The organism is Synergistaceae bacterium (genome assembly GCA_031267575.1).
In the GTDB taxonomy this organism is placed as follows: Bacteria; Synergistota; Synergistia; order Synergistales; family Aminobacteriaceae; genus JAIRYN01.
Map to the genome: position 1 here is coordinate 1 of JAIRYN010000017.1, position 17,347 is coordinate 17,347.

Here is a 17,347-nt window from a genome sequence, read left to right on the forward strand (position 1 = left end):
CAAAAACCGCGGAACAAGTTGGAACGTTGGATGACATATTTTGCCGGGACAGGAGGATCGGAAATGGAACAAATAGCCCAACAAGAACCAAGAATATCTGACGCGCTGGCAGCGGAAAGGTTTTTTTCGATGGATAAGGAAAAACGATACGCTTATTTTCTCGAATGGAAACAAATCATCGACGAAGAATCACGTGAAGCTATAGCGGAAGCTAGAGGCAAAGCCAAAAGTAAATTTCAAATCGCGAAGAATATGTTAGATGATGGCGCGAGCGTAGAGTTCGCAGTCCGGTATACAGGTCTTTCTCTCGAAGAAGTACAAAATCTACAAAACAAAACCGTCCCACGCGTGTAAGAAGCGTGGGTTTTAGGATCGAGTAGCGGAGGTCTCGAAGTAGCCGATTACATCCTTTGCCGCAATCAATCGCTTCCCGGCGAGGATGTTCTCAATTCGGGTATGACCGTGATCCACAAAGTGATGGAGCAGGCCAGTCCGCTCAGAATATTGGAAACGGGTTCAGCCCAAAAAACCCCATCGATCCCAAGGTCCCACAGTTTCGGTAAGATGAGGGTCAAGGGAACCACGACGATGACTTTGCGGAACAAAGAAAAGAAAATCGCCTGCCTGGACCGCCCCAAGGCCACGAAGGTGTTTTGCCCCGCGACGTGCAGCGACATCAAGAGAAAACCCCAAAAGTAAATGCGCAAAGCCGGGATTCCGGCGGCGATTAGAGCGGGATCCTCCGAAAAAAGGCGTATGAAAATCCTGGGGAAACAAAAAATAGTCAACCACGCCAACAACGTGTAGCTGATGCCCGCGAGGAAAACAAAAGCGATGGCCTTTCTTACCCTCTCGAGCGCCTTCCCTCCATAATTGAAACTTATAATGGGGATCGCGCCATTCGTCAAACCACTGATGGGCAATTGAAAAATCTCCCGTACTGAGTTGACGACAGTCATCACCCCCACGTATAGGTCGCCGCCGTAGCTTTGGGCCGTTACGTTACAAATCATTTGAACCAGGCTGGTGGTCATACCCATGATGAAATTGGAGAGTCCTAACGCCAATATTTTCTTCAGGCGGAACCAGCGAACTTTCATGTTCTTGAATCGGAGCTTGAGAGTCGCTTGGCTCCCCGTGAGAAACCCCAGCACCCATACGGTGGACAAGAACTGAGAAAGGACCGTGGCGATGGCCGCTCCGCGAATATTCATATGGAAGGTGAAAATAAAAATGGGGTCGAGGATGATGTTGGCGACAGCCCCGAAGAGCACCGTCATCATTCCGGTTTGCCCAAATCCCTGGCTATTGATGAAAGGATTCATGCCCAGCGCGATCATGACGAAGAGATTTCCCCACAGGTAAATTCGGATGTACTCACCCGCGAAAGGGAAGGTTTCGTCGCTGGCTCCCAACAGGTAAAGGACAGGCTTGTAAAAAAGTAAGCCTAGCACCGTGAGAAGAATACCCGTGTAGCACAACATGCTGAAGGATGTGCCCATGATTTTCTCCGCTTCCTCGTTGTCACCTCTACCGCGCGCCATAGCGCATAAGGGCGCGCCGCCGACGCCGAAGAAGTTGGAGAAGGAGTTCACGAATGAAATGATCGGGAAGCACAACCCTACGCCTGTAAGCGCCAATGCTCCGGTGCCTGGAATGCGCCCGATATAAATTCTGTCGACGATGTTGTAAAGCAGATGCAAGATCTGCGCGATTGTCATAGGCAATGCTACTTCTAAAATACCGCGAGAAACGCTACCCGTTGAAAAATCCGTTTGATGTGTGTTCATCACGCGATGCTCAACTTCTTACCCGCTTGGTTGATGGCTGTTTTTTTCATGATGTGAAGTTTCCGGGTTGTTGCCAAAATTATTTTTTTGTGCCTTTCAGTCTGGCAATGACGTCTTCCGTGATGTCTGTACCACCGAGATACACGGAGTCGGCTTCCAAAATAACCGTCATTTTCTTCTGAGTCATGATGGACCGAAGGGCTTTGTTGCAATCTTCCAGGATGGGAGCCATTCGCCGCTGTCTTTCTTCGCTCAACCGGGCCTGTCTTGCGATCACTGCCCGCTGTTTTCCCCCCGTGTCTTTTTCCGTGGTTAGGTTACGGTCCAGTTCCGCGAATTCCTTGATCAGATTAAGGGATTGTGTCAGCAAGCGTTTCATCTCCGGGTCTTTTTCGTCGCTCACGATACGGGCAGGGTCATCTGTAATAGGTCTGCTCAAAAACAGAAGCAACCGCGTCGTCTGATCGAATTGTGGATGCTGGAATAGAATTTTTTGTGAATTGACAATCCCCACAGTATCCGCCGCTCCAGCGGAGGTTTCCGCGAAAATCACCAGAACGGCCGCCACAAGAAACCAAATGCAATATTTTTTAAGCTTCGAATATATGTCGGGGTCCAGTTTTAAATACAATGTCACTGCGATAACCTCCTTTAAAACTTACGCTACGTGGGAGATTTTAACACAAAAGACGCTGAATACGACACAAAAATCCCCTGCCTTGTGGCAGGGGAAACGGTGAGCCTGTGATGTTTCTTTTCCTGAAATTTCTTTACCCACCTTTACCTCGTCGAAATTTTCATTTCTTGGATAGCTTGGGCAAGGCGGGCCACACCTTCTTCGATAACGTCGGGCTGACTGTAAGTATAGTTGATCCTGGCGGCATGGATGCCGGCCTTGGAGTTCACGCAGAAAGACGCTCCCGGAAGAATGGCGACCTTTTTGTCGAGAGCGCGTTTGGCTAGATCGTTGCTATTGATAGCGCCTGTATTCAGCCAGTAAAAAAATCCGCCTTCTGGTTTCACCCAAGAAACTCCCAGAGGCGCCAGATGCTTCTGAAAACTTTTCTCCATGGCGTCTCGTTTGACGCGATAATTGGAGATGATGTTGGGCAGGTGTGAGTCCAGATATCCTTTACGGCAATACTCGTGGGTAAGCACCTGAGTGATGGGACTCGAACAAAGATCTGTAGTCTGTTTGAAGATGACCATCTGGCGGATGATCTCTTTAGCACCGCTGACCCAGCCAATGCGAACTCCCGGAGATAGGATTTTGGAGAAGGATCCGGCGTAGATCGTGTTTCCCGCCTTGTCGAAGGAGAAGATTGAGGGCAGGTGCTCTCCGTCAAACCGGACGTATCCATAGGGGTCGTCCTCGAAAATGGTCAGGCCATAACGCTCCGCTATGGAGGTCAGTTCTTTGCGACGTTCCGTGGATAAGGTGGAGCCAGCAGGGTTCTGAAAGTTCACGATGGTGTAGATAAATTTGAGTTTTCTGCCCTGCTTCCTCAGTTCTTCGATCAAGGGAGGCAGTTCCGAGACCCTCATGCCCTCCTGGTCTACCCGAACGGACGCGAACTCCGCGCCGTGATTGGAGAAAGTGTTGAGAGCAGCCATGTAGGTGGGATCTTCCGTGATCACCACGTCTCCCGGATCGAGCATAGCCCAGGCAAAGAGGTCCAGCGCCTGTTGCGATCCGGTGGTCAGGAAAATTTCGTCCAGCTCCGGCTCCCGGCCCAAACGAGGGGCCGTCCACTTGGCCAGGAACTCACGCAGGGGATTGTACCCTTCTGTTGTACCGTACTGCAGCAGAAATGTTCCGTTGTTCCTGAGCTGTTCCGCTCCCTCGGCGAACTGCTCGATGGGGAAGACCTCAGGGGCGGGCATACCTCCGGCGAAAGAAATCATTCCGGGCTGGCCGATCACCTTGAGCAGCTCACGTACCGGAGACGGTCTCGATTTGCGGGCGGTTGCGCTGAAATTTTCTTTCCAGTTATTACTCACGTTGCACTCCGATCCTTTCAGCGTACTAATACCTAATCATAGCTAATAGATACGTTTCGCATAATATTTCTTCGACTATAGAGCCAAAGAAAAAGCTGAATCTCGCAAAGCCCGAAAAAATGTTCCACTATTCCACGAGCGCCGTTGTAGTCCCGATCTACAACAATACTTCTATCTTTACTTCTACCTTTACTTTTATCTTTACTTCTATCCTTACTTTTATCTTTGATAAACTTCGAGCTTCCAAACCTTCTTAATTATTCTTCTTTTCGATAGAAATATACCGCGAAATATACCATAAATATATCTCTGCATTTCGCGCAATTTTTGTATCCGTTATTTGGGACGGGATGTGTTCGGAGCTATTCTCTGGGCGCGTTCCTGGAGGTGTTGGAGGCGGCGGTCCGTGGGCGGGTGAGAGTTGAAACCGCTGGGCTCTGTCTTAAAACCGTTATCTTTGAAGCTCTTCATAGCATAATAAAGGCCCCAAGGACTGTATCCAGCTTTGACAGCCAAGTCCATGCCATAGTCGTCGGCTTCCACCTCTTGCTCACGGCTGAAGCCGCTCTCTGCCAAGTTCATGCCCACAGCTCCCGCAACTTCAGCGACGCCACCCGCCTGACCCAGGAGCGACCCCAAAATACTCCAACCCACGTTGCGCTGCACGCTTTTGTTGTAGTGACCTCTCTGAACGTGGCCTACCTCGTGGCCCAAAACTCCCGCGATTTCGTCGGCTGACTTCAAGATCTGCATCAACCCCTGGGTTACGTGAACAGAAAAATTATCCGAGGACTGGAAATTGACCCACGCGTTAGGCGCCTTGTCTTCTTCATAGGTGATCGAAATAACCTTCATGCCTGCCGCGGTGGCGACGCGGGTCCAAGCGCTTTGCACGATGTTCTTGCCGATCTCGGCGTAAAGCGATGTCGCCGAAAAAACGACGACCAGCAAAACGGCCAACGCCGGAACCGCGAACTTTTTTCTTATTTTTCTCATTGCCTTCGCCCCCTTTTACTTATATTTTTAGTACAAAGATTATTATACCGCCTATCGGTCTCGCGCCACACCGGCGTCATCGCGCCTTGTTACCTGAAGAAAAACGGGAGTTACTCGTATTGTATTGTGCTATACTTCCTTGAAATCCGCCATTTTATTTCGACAAGACGGATTTTTTTGAGAAGAGGTTGTCGTATAGGATCGGCAAGAAAGCAAGGGAATTTTATGGACATCACCAGGATTAAAAACAGAGCGTACTCACTGGCCGGGGAAATGACAAGCCTACGGCGCTATTTTCACGAAAACCCGGAGCTTTCGTGGCAGGAGTTTGAAACGAGCCGCACTATCGCCTCCAAACTTCAAGAACTAGGGTTTGAAAAACCGATAGTGGGAACCGGCGATCAGCCTGTAGGAGTCGTGGCAGACCTGGCGGGGAGTTCGGCGGGGCCCTGCGTAGCCTTGAGGGCGGAGATCGATGCCATCGCGATTATGGAGGACACGGGAGTCTCTTATAAATCTAGCAACCCAGGGGTCATGCACGCTTGCGCTCACGATGCCCACATCGCTATTTTACTTACCGTCGCGAAAATGCTTCTGGAGATGCGAGAGGAGCTTGCTGGAAAGGTGAGGTTCATTTTTCAGCCCGCGGAGGAACACGGTTACCGATCCGGGGCTCAGGCCATGATTAACGACGGCGTTCTGGAGGGAGTCTCCGCCATCGCGGGAATGCACCTATGGCCCGACGTTCCCATCGGAAAGACGCAGTGGAGGACGGGACCCGTAATGGCCTCCGTAGACGGATGGAAAGTTGTCTTCAGGGGAAAGGGTGGGCATGGGGCTGTACCTCAGGGTTCCGTCGACCCGACTCTCGCCGCGGCGGCTTTCATCTCCGCGCTCCAGACCATTGTGAGCCGGGAGATTGACCCTCTGGAAACGGCCGTCGTTAGCGTGGGAAAGCTGGCGTCCGGTTCCGCGTTCAACGTTATTCCAGACTTTGCGGAACTGGCCGGTAACGTGCGGACCTTTAACCGGACGGTACGCGACGGCGTCGAAGAACGGCTTCGACGCATCGCTGAGGGAGTCGGAATGACCTATCGCTGTAAAGCGGAAACCCGCTACGAGGACCTCTACCCCAACCCTGTAGTCAACGACGATATTTTGACACTTCTGTTTCGCGACACCGCGATGCAAGTCGTAGGGGCTGAGAACGTGGAAAGAACATCGCCGAAGATGACTTCCGAGGATTTCAGCTTTTATCAGGCAGAGATTCCGGGATGTCTCTTTTTCGTGGGTTCCGGTGGTGAGACTAAAAGAAGCACGGCGGCGCACCACTCACCTCACTTTGATGTGGACGACAACGCGTTGCCCATAGGAGCCGCTCTCACAACCTCGTTCGTCTGCGCCATGCTCGAACGCGCTTAAAAAAGAAATAAAAAAGAAATAAAGAGATTAAAAAAGAAATAAAAAGATTAAGGAGGAAATCCCGTCCATGTACAGTTTCAAAAATGACTACTCCGAAACGGCACACCCGCAGATACTGAAAGCGATTCTCGACACGAACATGGAACAAGACGAGGGGTACGGGCTGGACCGCCACTCGGAAAACGCGAGAAGTAGCATCGCGAAACGGCTGGGAAAGTTCGCCGATAAGGTGGAGATTCATTTCATCTGCGGGGGAACCCAAGCGAATTTGACGGCGATTTCCGCGTTTCTGCGGCCTCACGAGGCCGTAGTAGCCCCCGAAACCGCTCATATTTGTATCCACGAGGCGGGCGCGATTGAGGCAACCGGCCACAAAATTCTCACGACCCTGGCAGCGGACGGCAAGCTCTTGCCGGAGCGGGTGGAGGAGATTTTGGAACTACACTCGGACGAGCACATGGTCAAGCCGCGTTTGGTGAAGATCTCCAACTCCACAGAGGTGGGGCCGGTCTATAGACTAAAGGAACTGGAGAGGATCAGTGATCTGTGCCGGAAAAAAGATCTTTTACTTTACATGGACGGCGCGCGCGTGGGATCGGCTTTGGTTTCGGAGGGAAACGACGTGACGCTGGAGGATCTCTGCCGCCTGACGGACGCGTTTTACATTGGAGGAACCAAAAACGGGGCCATGATCGGCGAGGCGATAGTGCTTTCTAACGAGGAACTTAAGCGGGATTTTCGCTATAACATCAAACAAAAGGGCGGACTTTTGGCCAAGGGAAAGATCATAGGCGTTCAATTTGAGGAATTGTTCCGAGACGAGCTTTTCTTTGATCTAGCGAGACACGCCAACGTCATGGCGCAAACCATCGCGACCGCTCTGAAAAAGAAGGGTTACGAGTTTTTGACGGACTCTCCCTCCAATCAGATTTTCCCGATCCTGCCCAATGCTTTGATCGAGAAATTGCAAAAAAACTGGGCTTTTTACGTGTGGCAAAAGATGGATGGGGATCGCTCCTCCATCCGAATTGTCACGTCCTGGGCGACGACGGAGAACGCCGTGGAGAATTTCATAAAAGCGTTCTGAGATGCCCAAATTAGCAAGATGAATTAGGATATAATAAATTATTGAGATTTTGTAAACGTTTAAACTCAAGGGGTGGTGTTTTTTGGGGAGCGGTATGCAGTTTTCTACCTTGTTCCAACAAATCATCAACGGCCTTTCGTTGGGGTCGGTTTACGCGCTTATCGCGGTGGGATATTCTCTGGTCTACTCCATTCTCTCGTTTTCGAATTTCGCCCACGGCGGGTTTCTGGTGATAGGGGGCTATATTTGTTACGGCCTATTGAGCGGTTTCGAAGTGGTAACCTCCACACAACAACACATTTTCACCATGCCAGCCTTTAACATCTGGATCGCCAGCCTCAGTGCACTGGTGGGCGCGGGAGTCGTCGCCATCCTGACGGAGCGTTTCGCCTACAAGCCCATACGCGAACGCACCTCCATGACCCTTTATCTGCTGATCGCGTCTATGGGGGTAAGCATTGTCATCGAAAACATCTTCGTCATCGCGGTAGGAGGTCGCTTCCGAGCTTTGCCACCAGACAGTTTTCAGGACATTTTCGCCGTGTTGGAGAAAGTTTTGGGCTATTTGGGCATGAATCGCGTTCCGGGAAGTTCCAGCCAGCTCTTCGATCTGGGCGGAGGTGTCACGGTCAGCATGTTCGATATCCTGTCCTTGATCGTTGCTGTTTTTTTTCTTGGAGGACTACAACTCTTCTTGACACGGACGCGCTGGGGACTCTCGATTCGCGCCGCGGCCTACGACTTACGGACTGCGGGTTTGATGGGGGTCAACGTGGCCTTCCTGATCGGCATCGTCTTTTTCGTCGCGGGGATGCTTGCCGCTATCGGGGGCATTTTCCTTTCGTTCCGCTACACGCTCTATCCTCAACTAGGAGGCATCACCACCAAGGCCTTCGTCGCCGCGGTTATCGGGGGACTGGGAAGCCTGCCCGGCGCCGTGGTGGGCAGCCTGATCTTGGGACTGGCGGAGATGCTCACCGCCGGCTTTATCAGTAGCCAGATGCGGGACTTGGTCGTGTTTTCGATGCTGGTCGTCATGCTTCTGGTGAAACCTGCCGGCTTTTTTGGCAAACAGATCAACGACAAGATCTAGAAGGGGCGGGAAAACATGAAAAAAAGCCTTTTGGGCAACGCTACCTTCGTCGTTTTGGGGCTGATTTTGGCTTTCCTTCCTATTTCGGGTTACCAGGAGGGAATCGTGGTTCTACTGTGCATCAACTGCGTCGCCGCCATGGGCGTTTCGCTCTTGACCGGCTTCACGGGTATCTTCACTCTGGGGCACGCGGCCTACATGGCCCTTGGAGCCTACACCACCGCCATCATGACCGTGCGTTATCACGTTCATTGGCTACCTGCCATTGTCGCGGGGGGTGTGGTGGCCGTTTTGGTCGCCTGGTTGATCGGTATCCCGACTCTGCGCCTGACGGGAGACTACTACGCCATTGCCTCCATCGGATTGGGTGAGGCCATTCGCCTGATTCTCGAAAACTGGCAATCCTTTACGAGGGGCGCGCGCGGATTTCCTGGTATCGGTTCCTACGCCAGCCGCGGAGTGGCGGTCACCTTTTTCACCGTTTTGGGCATTCTCATGTTCAACTTGCTTTCTAGCCGCCTGGGGCGCGAGCTCAAGGCCTCCCGAGATGACCGCGTCGCGGCATCCCTGATGGGTTTCAACACACCGGCGTCCCGCATGAAGGCGCTCCTCATCTCCGCGTTCTACTGCGGCATAGCGGGCGCGCTCTTGGGCGGATACATGAACTTTATCCAGCCCTCCATGTTCGACATGATGAAGTCCACGGAGTTGACGGCAGTGGTGGTCTTTGGAGGTCTGGGTTCCATGAGTGGAACGCTTTTGGGATCCGCTATCGTGACTTTGGTGATGGAAGTTTTCCGGAACATTTCTCAATATAGAATGTTGATTTACGGTGGACTACTGGTGGTCATCATGGTGTTACGCCCGGAGGGCTTGCTAGGCAACCGGGAGATTTGGTCTTTCTTATCCTTTTTACCTGGCTTCGGGCCCAAAAGGAGAGGATGAAAGTGGATAACACGCGCGTTCTTCTCGAACTCGACGGCATCGATATGTTTTTCGGTGGCGTGCAGGCCGTGCAGAACATGAGCTTCACTATCATGGACAACGAATTGGCAGGAATCATCGGCCCCAACGGCGCGGGCAAAACCACGGTGTTCAACATTATCTCAGGCGTTTATAGTCCCACGACAGGCAGCATCTGGTTTCGGGAGCAGGACATCACCCCGCTCCGAGTCTACCAGGTCAACCGGCTGGGTATCGCTCGCACATTCCAGAACCTACGTCTTTTCGACCGGTCCTCCGCCCTCGAAAACGTTATGACGGCCACTCAGAACCGCTATCGCTACTCCTTTCGCAAAAACCTGCAAGGGCATCTATCCCCGGCTTATCGCCCAGATCCGAGCTATTACTACAGTTTTGCCGAATCTCTGTTGCATTTAGGGCGATGGGTGAAGATGGAAAAACGTATTCGCGACAAAAGCATGGAGCTACTGGACCGAGTGGGGTTGGCCGACCGGGCCCATCAAGCGGCTGGAACTCTGCCTTATGGTATGCAGAGGCGGTTGGAAATCGCCCGCGCCCTGGCGCTGGACCCCAAGCTCCTGTTGTTGGATGAGCCGGCAGCGGGAATGAACCCTGAAGAAGTCTTCGCGTTGAACGACCTCATCACCGGCATACACCGCGAGTTCAAGTTGACGACCCTGGTCATCGAGCACCACATGGACGTCATCATGGAAATCTGCCCTCATATCATCTGTATGAACTTCGGGGCCAAGATCGCGGAGGGAACGCCCGAAGAAATCCAGAACAATCCTGGGGTTTTGAGCGCGTATCTGGGCGATGAGATAGAGACGCCTGAAGAAAAGGCGGTGGACGCATGAGTGTGTTGCTGGAAGCAAAAGATTTTTATGTCAACTATGGCGCTATCAAGGCACTTCAAGGTTTTTCCCTTTCGTTGAATGACCAGGAGATCGTCTCTGTCATTGGCTCCAACGGGGCAGGCAAGTCTACGTTCATGAACGCGATCATGGGCATGGTGAAGCGGGATCGGGGCGAGGTTTTTCTGAACGGAAACAAACTACCGAACAAAAGTTTCCAGGTCGTCAGGAACGGGTTGGCTTTTGTGCCAGAGGGACGCAAGATTTTCGCGCCTTTGACCGTGCTTGAAAACCTCCAGATCGGGGCCTTCTCCAGAGCTGGGAAGGGCAACGTCAAAAAAGATATGGAGTGGGTTTTCTCCCTTTTTCCTCGTTTGGAGGAACGCGTTCAGCAACACGCGGGAACCTTGTCCGGGGGAGAACAGCAGATGTTGGCCATCGCTCGGGCGCTCATGGCCCGTCCTCGCGTATTGCTCCTGGATGAGCCCTCCCTGGGGCTTGCTCCGATCATTATCCGCGATATTTTCAATGAGCTGCGGCGCATTAACGAAGAGGGAGTCAGTATCCTCCTTGTTGAGCAGAACGCCAGGCAGGCGTTATTACTTTCTCACAGGGCTTACGTTCTACAAACGGGGCGCCTGTTGAAAGAGGGCATGTCTAAAGAACTCCTGAATGATTCGGAGATCACGGCGGCGTACCTGGGCACGAAAGGACGATAACGCAGAGGAAATTCATATCGAGGAATTAATATCGATGGAAGGAATGAAAATGGGAACGGAAACAGAAATGTCACTGGTGGAGATGACGGTGAGAGACTTTACGGGAAAATTGGAATCGGCCGCTCCCGCGCCGGGAGGCGGAAGCGCGGCGGCTCTGTCCGGGGCGTTGGGTGCCGCGTTGGTTTCAATGGTATGTAAATTGACGATGGGCAAATCGAAATACGCGGAGTACGAAATCTTCGTTCAGGGGGTTCTGGCGCGGTCGGAAAAGCTAACGAAAAAACTTTTGGACACGATTCAAACGGACTCGGATGCATTCGATTCCGTTATAACCGCTTTCGCTATGCCTAAAGAGACGGAGGAGCAGAAAATCGCTCGTAGCGTTGCCGTCCAATCTGCCTACAAGACGGCGGTCGCCTCGCCGGAAATGATGGCGGAAGATTGCTTGGCCGTTGTCGAGTTGGCTGAGTCCCTATTTGGAAAAAGCAACGCCAATGCCGTCAGCGACCTCGCTGTAGGGGCGATGCAGGCCCATGCGGGTCTCAAGGGCGCTTTGGCTAACGTGCAGATCAACCTTCCGCTCATCAAGGACACCGTTTACGTAGCCGAGAAAAGGGCTTGGATGGAGCGGGTGGCAAAAGAGTCCGCCCGACGCCTTCAAATTCTAGAAGCCGAGATAGCCCGGCAACTGGGTTTATGATCCTTGGTTTAGGCGTGGACCTATGTAGTATTCCACGCATGGAAAAAGCCGCTCGGTCTAGCTATTTCGTGAAACGCCTTTTTCGCCCCGCGGAAATTGCCTATGCCGACGGAAAAGGAAAGGATCGGGTGGCCAGTTTTGCCGCGGCTTTCGCGGCCCGTGAGGCTTTTGCCAAAGCTAGCGGCATTTCCCTGTTTACGTTGACCCTTTCTTCCCACTTCTGCTTGGAACGAAGGTCAGGCGTCCCTCATCTTGTGATTCCGTCCGACCTGGACGCCGACTTCTCCGCGGGGAAAAAGCGGGCATGGGTCTCCCTCAGCCATGAAGGAGACTATGTAGTGGCTGTTGTGGCAATCGAGGCTATGCTGTGAGTTATAGAAAAAGGCGGCGTGTCGATTGGGACGAGGAGTTGCGCAAAACTGAACATATACGTCGAAAGGGGCTTTTCACTTCCGCCCTGGGGTTCGGGGTCGCGATGATCTTTATCATGGGCGCGCACTATATGAGTCCTGGCGGAGTGGAGATCAGCCGCAAGATCATTTTCACGTTCTGTTTTGTGATCGCCATGTTTCTTCTGCGAGGGATTTTGGGACGCCGGGAACGCCTGCGTCAAGAGCGGGAGGAAAGAGAGTACGTGCTGGCGCTGAATCATCTGAGGCAGGGTCAGGACGCCGATAAAGTAAATAAAGTAGATAAAGTAGACAAAGTGAACAAAAAAGCGCTATGAACTGTTATTTTCGCACTTTTTCCGAAGAAGGCACTTTATCCTTGGGACGGGCGTTGGGACGGGCGTTGACGCCAGGAATGACGATTTTACTCTCAGGGGACTTAGGCACGGGCAAAACTGTTCTTGCTCGCGGAATAGGAGATACATTAGGGGTGAGCCGGGTGCGCAGCCCTTCTTTTACGTTGGTGAATGAGTACGTCACTCGGAAGTGTACCGTCGTACACGCCGATCTTTATCGACTAGAGCCCGGCGAGACTGCGGAATTGGGGCTCGAAGATTACCTCGACGAGGGTGGAAGTGGCAAAAAATGTTTATTATTGGTAGAGTGGCCGGAGCGGTGGGCGACACCACCGGAAGAGGATGTTTTGAGGGTCGCCATCGAGGCGGAGGACGAGACGAAACGGGGCTTTCTATTCTCCTCCCAAGGAGAAAGAGCTGACGCGGCTCTTCGTGCTTTGCGCGTCTCATTGGCGGATGACCCGATGACGGAGAAGCCACTATGATTTTGGCGGTGGATTGTAGTTTACGCTGGACAAACGTAGCTCTTTTCTCGGAGGGCAGAGTGTCCGCGTCAGAGCGTCTGAACATCGGGCGTCGCCAGGCGACGGAGCTTCCGCTGATGGTGGAGCGTCTTCTCGTCAACGCGAACTATTCTTTCGACGATATCGCTCTAGTGGCTGTAACAAACGGTCCCGGCTATTTTACGGGGATACGAGTAGGAGCCGCTTACGCGACGGGTCTGGCTTACGGTTTAGGAGTGAAAATCGTTCCGGTTTCTACGCTTTATATGTTGGCCTACCCCTTTCTAGCTTCCCGAACGGTTCTCGTCGTTGTCTATGCGGGACGGGAACGCCTCTATGCCGCTTCCTTTGGACACAGACAAAAAAACGCCCAAGAAAACGCGCTTCCAACGGGAGAATACGGAAGCGAAATTTTGGAGGCTTGGTTGTCACGTCAAGAAAAGGGATTCTCTTCCCAAGATGTTCTCATTGTGTCCGACGATCCCGAAAAAGTGTCATCGGCTTTTAGACTGCCCCAAGAAGCCCAAAAAGAAATGCGCCGCGTTCCTCCCGACGCGGCTATTGTGGCTCGAATCGCCGCTCAGGCCGCAAACCGTGGAGAATCAATTTCCCCTATGGACCTAAGAATATCCTACCACCGATCTCCCAAAACTGGCGGCGTTCTTCACTGAATCATCAATACTGAATCATCAATATCAATTTGACACACTCCCACGACTAAAGCTGTGGGAGTGTAAGATCGACAAAGACAGCCGACTGAAACCGGTCTTACGTCTTCTCCTTTAAGAGTGGTTAAGAGTGGATGCCCCCACTCTGAGAATATTTACAGCCGCCTTGATATCCCGATTGATATCCCGGTCGTGTTCCGCCCCGCACCCGCATCTCACACCCGTATCTCACATTGATAAGCCATAAAAGGAGTTTAACATGAAAGTAGACATATGGCAATAAACTAAATACAAAACAAACGCCGCCAGTGGCGGCGTTACGATTCTTGTCCAACGGCTGAAGCCGTTGACTTTCTCATCGCTTTATCGTAAGGCCATACACCCATTTTCAGCTTATAGTTTTTGCGCATATGCAAGCAATTCTTTGTCACCCGGCAATAATTCGAGTAATTCATCGATCTTTGACTTCGCTTCGGTGGTACGCGCGTTGTCAATCAAATACTTGACCAAGAGCTTTTTGTAGAACAGCCAGCCCTCCACATTCTCGCTGACGGCGCACAGATATTCGACGAGCTTGCAGTAGTTTTCAGCCTGCTCGTCCGAGATTTCTTTGAGTGACAGCAGCCATTGCGCCGCTGTCGCGTATAGTTCCTTGCGCCGTGCCGTTTGTGTCGCGACGTCGCCAAGGTGCGCACCGAGGTTCTCACGCGCCGCAAGTCTCTTTGCGTGGCCACACAGGAACATCTCGCACAGACCGTCGATTTTCTCCGATTGTGACAGTTGTGCGTTCAACAGTACGCGCAGCGTGTCGTGCAGCGCTTCCATATACACAAGCAACAGAAATTCGTCGTTGCGGGGGGAAACGGCGCCGGTCTTGGAGATGAGAAAGTCACAGGCTTGTTCGTAGAGTATATGATCAGAATGTATACGCTTTTCGTCCCAAACGTATGATACTGATTTCTCGCTTACATAATACTTGTAGAGAGATTCTTTGACAATTCCTACTTTTGAAGCAAGGCTCAAAGTATAAAACACACAGTAGGTATCGCTTCCGTATGTCAGGTTATCATTACGAACATAACCCTTTAGCGTGGTTGCTTTATATAATTTCCCCCACATGGGACGCATAAGAGCGTGATAGTTAACAAAATACTTATCATAATCCGATTGAGAGTACAGCACTAAATCGCGATTTAATGTTCTGATACCCATTGTTTCATTTGTTACGGCATTGATGAAATCACTACCCGCAGCCACAACGTCAAGATCGTTTTCAACACAGAAGCTGTGCAGTTTCTCAATATATTCAGGTTTATACTCGTCATCGCTGTCTAATGTGCAGTAGTAATCCTCATCTGTGAGGTCTAAATTGATTCTTCGGACAAATTGATTCCACAGTTTGTTTTCCTCGATGGTATGTGGCTTGCGGTTTTCATCAATGTGAAATATGCTGATAAACTTATACTGATCGGCATACTGATTTAGCAATCGTAATGTATCGTCTGTGCTGCCGTTATCTAATATGTGCCATTCAAGCTCGCCTTTATAAGTTTGGTTTACAACACTATCCACACAACGACGAATAGTTTTCGATGCATTGTAAGCCAATGTTTGAATCAGAACCTTACTCATGATAAGCCTCCTATTTAGTATTGAAACATTACTTGGTTTGTTGCACTTTTAATATAATGCGGCATTACTCGCACAAGCTGTTGTTTAATATTGTCCTCATTTTGAATTAGGGTGCGGAATCTATTCGCTATATCGTAATCATCAACCAAATCCATAACAGGCAGTACATAGTCCAAAACACCGAGGTCTTGTGCTATCCCCTGCGATTTTGAAGAATACCCAACAACCAGAGTTGGAACGCAGGACGAGTAAGCCGCGATTGATGCGTGAGTTCTCAATGTCACGCAAAAACGTGCATTACCAATAATGTGTTTGAGTTGGGACGCTGAGTAACGCTCTGTGATTATTCTCACACGGCTCTTGTCAGCGATGATCAACTGCGACATCGTTTCAATGTCGTTATCAGTCGGACAAATAACGTGTGGAACGAGCGCGATATTCATATTCGTTTCGGATAGGATAACATCCACTAATTTCTGAAAGTTCCGTATTGCAATTCCGTCAACACGTTCTTTTCGTGAAGCAAGCGGTCCAAATGTAATGCTGACATAGTTGTTAAAATCAAACGCAACAGGTACTGGCTTTAATAGGAACGCAACATCAGAAACCTTAATGACATTCTTAATTCCGAGTTTCGTAAGCGCGGCATAAGTTAGACACTCTCGCGCGGCAATAAGGTGTTTTGTGTTTAGTGCATCAAACATCTCCTTGTCAATTGTGTTCGGATCGACGGAACAACTCCAAAGTATACTTTTTGCCCCTTTTTCCAAAGCGCGATAGTGAATGTTGGCGTATCTTTTCCAATTATTATAGCAATAATTGTCACCACCGAGATGTATGCACACCGTTTCCGGTGTTATTCTATCAATAGTCGAGCGATATATATTGTCATTATTCTCGATTGAAAAATTTGTGTCTCCCTCGTATTGTATAAATGATTCATCGCGTCCGATAATTTCGTCTGCATCTATTCCAAATTCTCTGTCTTGCTCTGGATTATGCGAAGATAAGATGATATAGCAATCGTCATATCTTTCGCGCAAAACTTCGATGCCACACCGCACCAGCGCCTCGCCGCCGTGATTGTAGCAACCACCGTGACCATAAATCAAAAAGTGTTTGCTCATTTTATTGATGCCTCCTAGTGGGCGAGTATTCTCTGGTATAGTTCCCCAGCGTGGTCGTCAAGCAAATCCGATTCAAATGCGAAATCGTCACGCAACGTACAATTATTGCATTCTGAATTTAGCCCATCGGTTTTCTCTTTCAATACTCCGAGCAGCATTTCTCTTCGTTCATCGCTATTCCATATTTTAGGAAGCGTATTATTTTGTATCTTGAAACTCTTATGTGTTAATCCATTGTACAGTCTGCAAGCAGATACGGTACCGTCGGCTTTTACCGCAAATCGAAAGAATGGAGACGCGCAAATGTGAACCCGATTTTTACGGATATCATACCTGCTAAGAACTTCTTTATCTGCTTCGATAATTCCGTCATACGCAACCTCGTGAAACACGCGGACAGTTTTTTCAACGCTAATTGCGTCACATTTATCACCGAACATACTGAAAAAAGTATCTTCCGCATCGCCTACGCAACTGTCCATAATTTTGCAGGCGACAACAGCACTACCTTTGTTTTTATAAAGATAGTCTATCTGTTCTAAATATTTATCGAAATCAATGGTTGCACCGCAATTTCTCATAAAATCCTCTGACGAAAGTCCGTTGACTGAGATTTTGATGTGGCATAATCCTGAGGATAGCAAAGAGTCGGTTAGTTGATGAGTGAGAGCAATGCCGTTTGTCGTAATAGTTACGCGTTCAATCCCTGCTCTGTCTTTGAACTGCTCAATCATATATGGAAGTCGTTTATGCAGAAGCGGCTCGCCCATACCTGCAAAGCCGATTTGCTTTACTTTACCTGGAAAAGCTATCGTCTGTTTCAATAACAGATCAAACACATCGTCGTTCATATGAAGGAACTTATGACCGCTATCCGAAATCTTCTGTTTTGGCAACGAATGCAGACAATATTTGCATTGCAAATTGCAAAAGCTTGTGGGTTCAATCTCAATCACAAACGGCGTATCTAATGGTATTACCTCCCATAGCGGAACCCTGTCGCTGTTGAAAATTCGAGCAATTTGCGCCATCATTGAATACTCCTTT

The 17,347-nt window shown here is 50.3% G+C and carries 19 protein-coding genes; 12 read left to right on the forward strand and 7 right to left on the reverse strand.

Going from position 1 to position 17,347, the window contains the following annotated elements:
* Positions 1-18: 18 nt before the first annotated feature.
* Positions 19-354, forward strand: coding sequence for an Rpn family recombination-promoting nuclease/putative transposase (locus LBJ36_02115; GenBank protein MDR1377833.1), 336 nt, complete (start codon positions 19-21; stop codon positions 352-354).
* A 65-nt stretch (positions 355-419) separates the two neighbouring features.
* Here the strand turns inward: LBJ36_02115 and LBJ36_02120 are convergent, their stop codons facing one another.
* The 4 genes from LBJ36_02120 to LBJ36_02135 form a co-directional block, all read right to left on the reverse strand.
* Positions 420-1,721 carry an MATE family efflux transporter gene (locus tag LBJ36_02120; GenBank protein ID MDR1377834.1) on the reverse strand — a complete coding sequence of 434 codons (1,302 nt, stop codon included), beginning with the start codon at positions 1,719-1,721 and terminating at the stop codon, positions 420-422.
* A 148-nt stretch (positions 1,722-1,869) separates the two neighbouring features.
* On the reverse strand, positions 1,870-2,427 hold the full coding sequence (locus LBJ36_02125) for an OmpH family outer membrane protein (protein MDR1377835.1): 558 nt from the start codon (positions 2,425-2,427) through the stop codon (positions 1,870-1,872).
* A 143-nt stretch (positions 2,428-2,570) separates the two neighbouring features.
* Positions 2,571-3,791: a PLP-dependent aminotransferase family protein gene (locus LBJ36_02130; protein MDR1377836.1), complete on the reverse strand. Its 1,221-nt coding sequence runs from the start codon at positions 3,789-3,791 to the stop codon at positions 2,571-2,573.
* Positions 3,792-4,127: 336 nt separating this feature from the next.
* Positions 4,128-4,787: a M48 family metalloprotease gene (locus LBJ36_02135; protein MDR1377837.1), complete on the reverse strand. Its 660-nt coding sequence runs from the start codon at positions 4,785-4,787 to the stop codon at positions 4,128-4,130.
* Positions 4,788-5,012: 225 nt separating this feature from the next.
* Here LBJ36_02135 and LBJ36_02140 point away from each other — a divergent pair, with 225 nt between their 5' ends.
* From LBJ36_02140 to tsaB, 11 genes are all read left to right on the forward strand, one after another.
* The gene (locus tag LBJ36_02140) at positions 5,013-6,209 is read left to right on the forward strand and encodes an amidohydrolase (GenBank protein ID MDR1377838.1); all 1,197 of its coding nucleotides are present in this window, start codon (positions 5,013-5,015) and stop codon (positions 6,207-6,209) included.
* A gap of 67 nt (positions 6,210-6,276) precedes the next feature.
* Positions 6,277-7,296: a low specificity L-threonine aldolase gene (locus tag LBJ36_02145; GenBank protein ID MDR1377839.1), complete on the forward strand. Its 1,020-nt coding sequence runs from the start codon at positions 6,277-6,279 to the stop codon at positions 7,294-7,296.
* Between the two features lie 94 nt (positions 7,297-7,390).
* Positions 7,391-8,389, forward strand: coding sequence for a branched-chain amino acid ABC transporter permease (locus LBJ36_02150; protein ID MDR1377840.1), 999 nt, complete (start codon positions 7,391-7,393; stop codon positions 8,387-8,389).
* An 81-nt stretch (positions 8,390-8,470) separates the two neighbouring features.
* The gene (locus LBJ36_02155) at positions 8,471-9,334 is read left to right on the forward strand and encodes a branched-chain amino acid ABC transporter permease (GenBank protein ID MDR1377841.1); all 864 of its coding nucleotides are present in this window, start codon (positions 8,471-8,473) and stop codon (positions 9,332-9,334) included.
* 44 nt (positions 9,335-9,378) lie between these two features.
* Positions 9,379-10,209: an ABC transporter ATP-binding protein gene (locus tag LBJ36_02160; GenBank protein ID MDR1377842.1), complete on the forward strand. Its 831-nt coding sequence runs from the start codon at positions 9,379-9,381 to the stop codon at positions 10,207-10,209.
* The gene (locus LBJ36_02165) at positions 10,206-10,925 is read left to right on the forward strand and encodes an ABC transporter ATP-binding protein (protein ID MDR1377843.1); all 720 of its coding nucleotides are present in this window, start codon (positions 10,206-10,208) and stop codon (positions 10,923-10,925) included. Before LBJ36_02160 ends, LBJ36_02165 begins: the two co-directional genes overlap by 4 nt.
* A gap of 49 nt (positions 10,926-10,974) precedes the next feature.
* Positions 10,975-11,625: a cyclodeaminase/cyclohydrolase family protein gene (locus LBJ36_02170; GenBank protein ID MDR1377844.1), complete on the forward strand. Its 651-nt coding sequence runs from the start codon at positions 10,975-10,977 to the stop codon at positions 11,623-11,625.
* Positions 11,622-11,996, forward strand: a complete 375-nt coding sequence (locus tag LBJ36_02175) for a 4'-phosphopantetheinyl transferase superfamily protein (GenBank protein ID MDR1377845.1) — start codon at positions 11,622-11,624, stop codon at positions 11,994-11,996. Before LBJ36_02170 ends, LBJ36_02175 begins: the two co-directional genes overlap by 4 nt.
* Complete coding sequence (locus tag LBJ36_02180; protein ID MDR1377846.1) at positions 11,993-12,352, forward strand: hypothetical protein; 360 nt, start codon at positions 11,993-11,995, stop codon at positions 12,350-12,352. Before LBJ36_02175 ends, LBJ36_02180 begins: the two co-directional genes overlap by 4 nt.
* Positions 12,349-12,855: a tRNA (adenosine(37)-N6)-threonylcarbamoyltransferase complex ATPase subunit type 1 TsaE gene (tsaE, locus tag LBJ36_02185; protein ID MDR1377847.1), complete on the forward strand. Its 507-nt coding sequence runs from the start codon at positions 12,349-12,351 to the stop codon at positions 12,853-12,855. Before LBJ36_02180 ends, tsaE begins: the two co-directional genes overlap by 4 nt.
* Complete coding sequence (gene tsaB, locus LBJ36_02190; GenBank protein MDR1377848.1) at positions 12,852-13,544, forward strand: tRNA (adenosine(37)-N6)-threonylcarbamoyltransferase complex dimerization subunit type 1 TsaB; 693 nt, start codon at positions 12,852-12,854, stop codon at positions 13,542-13,544. Before tsaE ends, tsaB begins: the two co-directional genes overlap by 4 nt.
* A gap of 390 nt (positions 13,545-13,934) precedes the next feature.
* On the opposite strand, the gene LBJ36_02195 is transcribed toward tsaB, so the two are convergent.
* Genes LBJ36_02195 through LBJ36_02205 form a run of 3 tightly spaced genes read right to left on the reverse strand, consistent with a single transcriptional unit; the run spans position 13,935 to position 17,334 of the window.
* Positions 13,935-15,173 carry a glycosyltransferase family 2 protein gene (locus LBJ36_02195; protein ID MDR1377849.1) on the reverse strand — a complete coding sequence of 413 codons (1,239 nt, stop codon included), beginning with the start codon at positions 15,171-15,173 and terminating at the stop codon, positions 13,935-13,937.
* Positions 15,174-15,187: 14 nt separating this feature from the next.
* Positions 15,188-16,300 carry a polysaccharide pyruvyl transferase family protein gene (locus tag LBJ36_02200; GenBank protein ID MDR1377850.1) on the reverse strand — a complete coding sequence of 371 codons (1,113 nt, stop codon included), beginning with the start codon at positions 16,298-16,300 and terminating at the stop codon, positions 15,188-15,190.
* A 14-nt stretch (positions 16,301-16,314) separates the two neighbouring features.
* Positions 16,315-17,334: a radical SAM protein gene (locus LBJ36_02205; protein MDR1377851.1), complete on the reverse strand. Its 1,020-nt coding sequence runs from the start codon at positions 17,332-17,334 to the stop codon at positions 16,315-16,317.
* Between the last annotated feature and the right edge of the window lie 13 nt (positions 17,335-17,347).

What these genes read in the sequence shown, in the direction of transcription:
- LBJ36_02120 (MDR1377834.1), bottom strand. Translation starts at nt 1,721, where the DNA reads ATGACAATCGCGCAGATCTTGCATCTGCTTTACAACATCGTCGACAGA.
- tsaB (MDR1377848.1), top strand. Translation starts at nt 12,852, where the DNA reads ATGATTTTGGCGGTGGATTGTAGTTTACGCTGGACAAACGTAGCTCTT.
- tsaE (MDR1377847.1), top strand. Translation starts at nt 12,349, where the DNA reads ATGAACTGTTATTTTCGCACTTTTTCCGAAGAAGGCACTTTATCCTTG.
- LBJ36_02140 (MDR1377838.1), top strand. Translation starts at nt 5,013, where the DNA reads ATGGACATCACCAGGATTAAAAACAGAGCGTACTCACTGGCCGGGGAA.
- LBJ36_02165 (MDR1377843.1), top strand. Translation starts at nt 10,206, where the DNA reads ATGAGTGTGTTGCTGGAAGCAAAAGATTTTTATGTCAACTATGGCGCT.
- LBJ36_02135 (MDR1377837.1), bottom strand. Translation starts at nt 4,787, where the DNA reads ATGAGAAAAATAAGAAAAAAGTTCGCGGTTCCGGCGTTGGCCGTTTTG.
- LBJ36_02205 (MDR1377851.1), bottom strand. Translation starts at nt 17,334, where the DNA reads ATGATGGCGCAAATTGCTCGAATTTTCAACAGCGACAGGGTTCCGCTA.
- LBJ36_02200 (MDR1377850.1), bottom strand. Translation starts at nt 16,300, where the DNA reads ATGAGCAAACACTTTTTGATTTATGGTCACGGTGGTTGCTACAATCAC.
- LBJ36_02195 (MDR1377849.1), bottom strand. Translation starts at nt 15,173, where the DNA reads ATGAGTAAGGTTCTGATTCAAACATTGGCTTACAATGCATCGAAAACT.
- LBJ36_02170 (MDR1377844.1), top strand. Translation starts at nt 10,975, where the DNA reads ATGGGAACGGAAACAGAAATGTCACTGGTGGAGATGACGGTGAGAGAC.
- LBJ36_02150 (MDR1377840.1), top strand. Translation starts at nt 7,391, where the DNA reads ATGCAGTTTTCTACCTTGTTCCAACAAATCATCAACGGCCTTTCGTTG.
- LBJ36_02175 (MDR1377845.1), top strand. Translation starts at nt 11,622, where the DNA reads ATGATCCTTGGTTTAGGCGTGGACCTATGTAGTATTCCACGCATGGAA.
- LBJ36_02160 (MDR1377842.1), top strand. Translation starts at nt 9,379, where the DNA reads ATGTTTTTCGGTGGCGTGCAGGCCGTGCAGAACATGAGCTTCACTATC.
- LBJ36_02145 (MDR1377839.1), top strand. Translation starts at nt 6,277, where the DNA reads ATGTACAGTTTCAAAAATGACTACTCCGAAACGGCACACCCGCAGATA.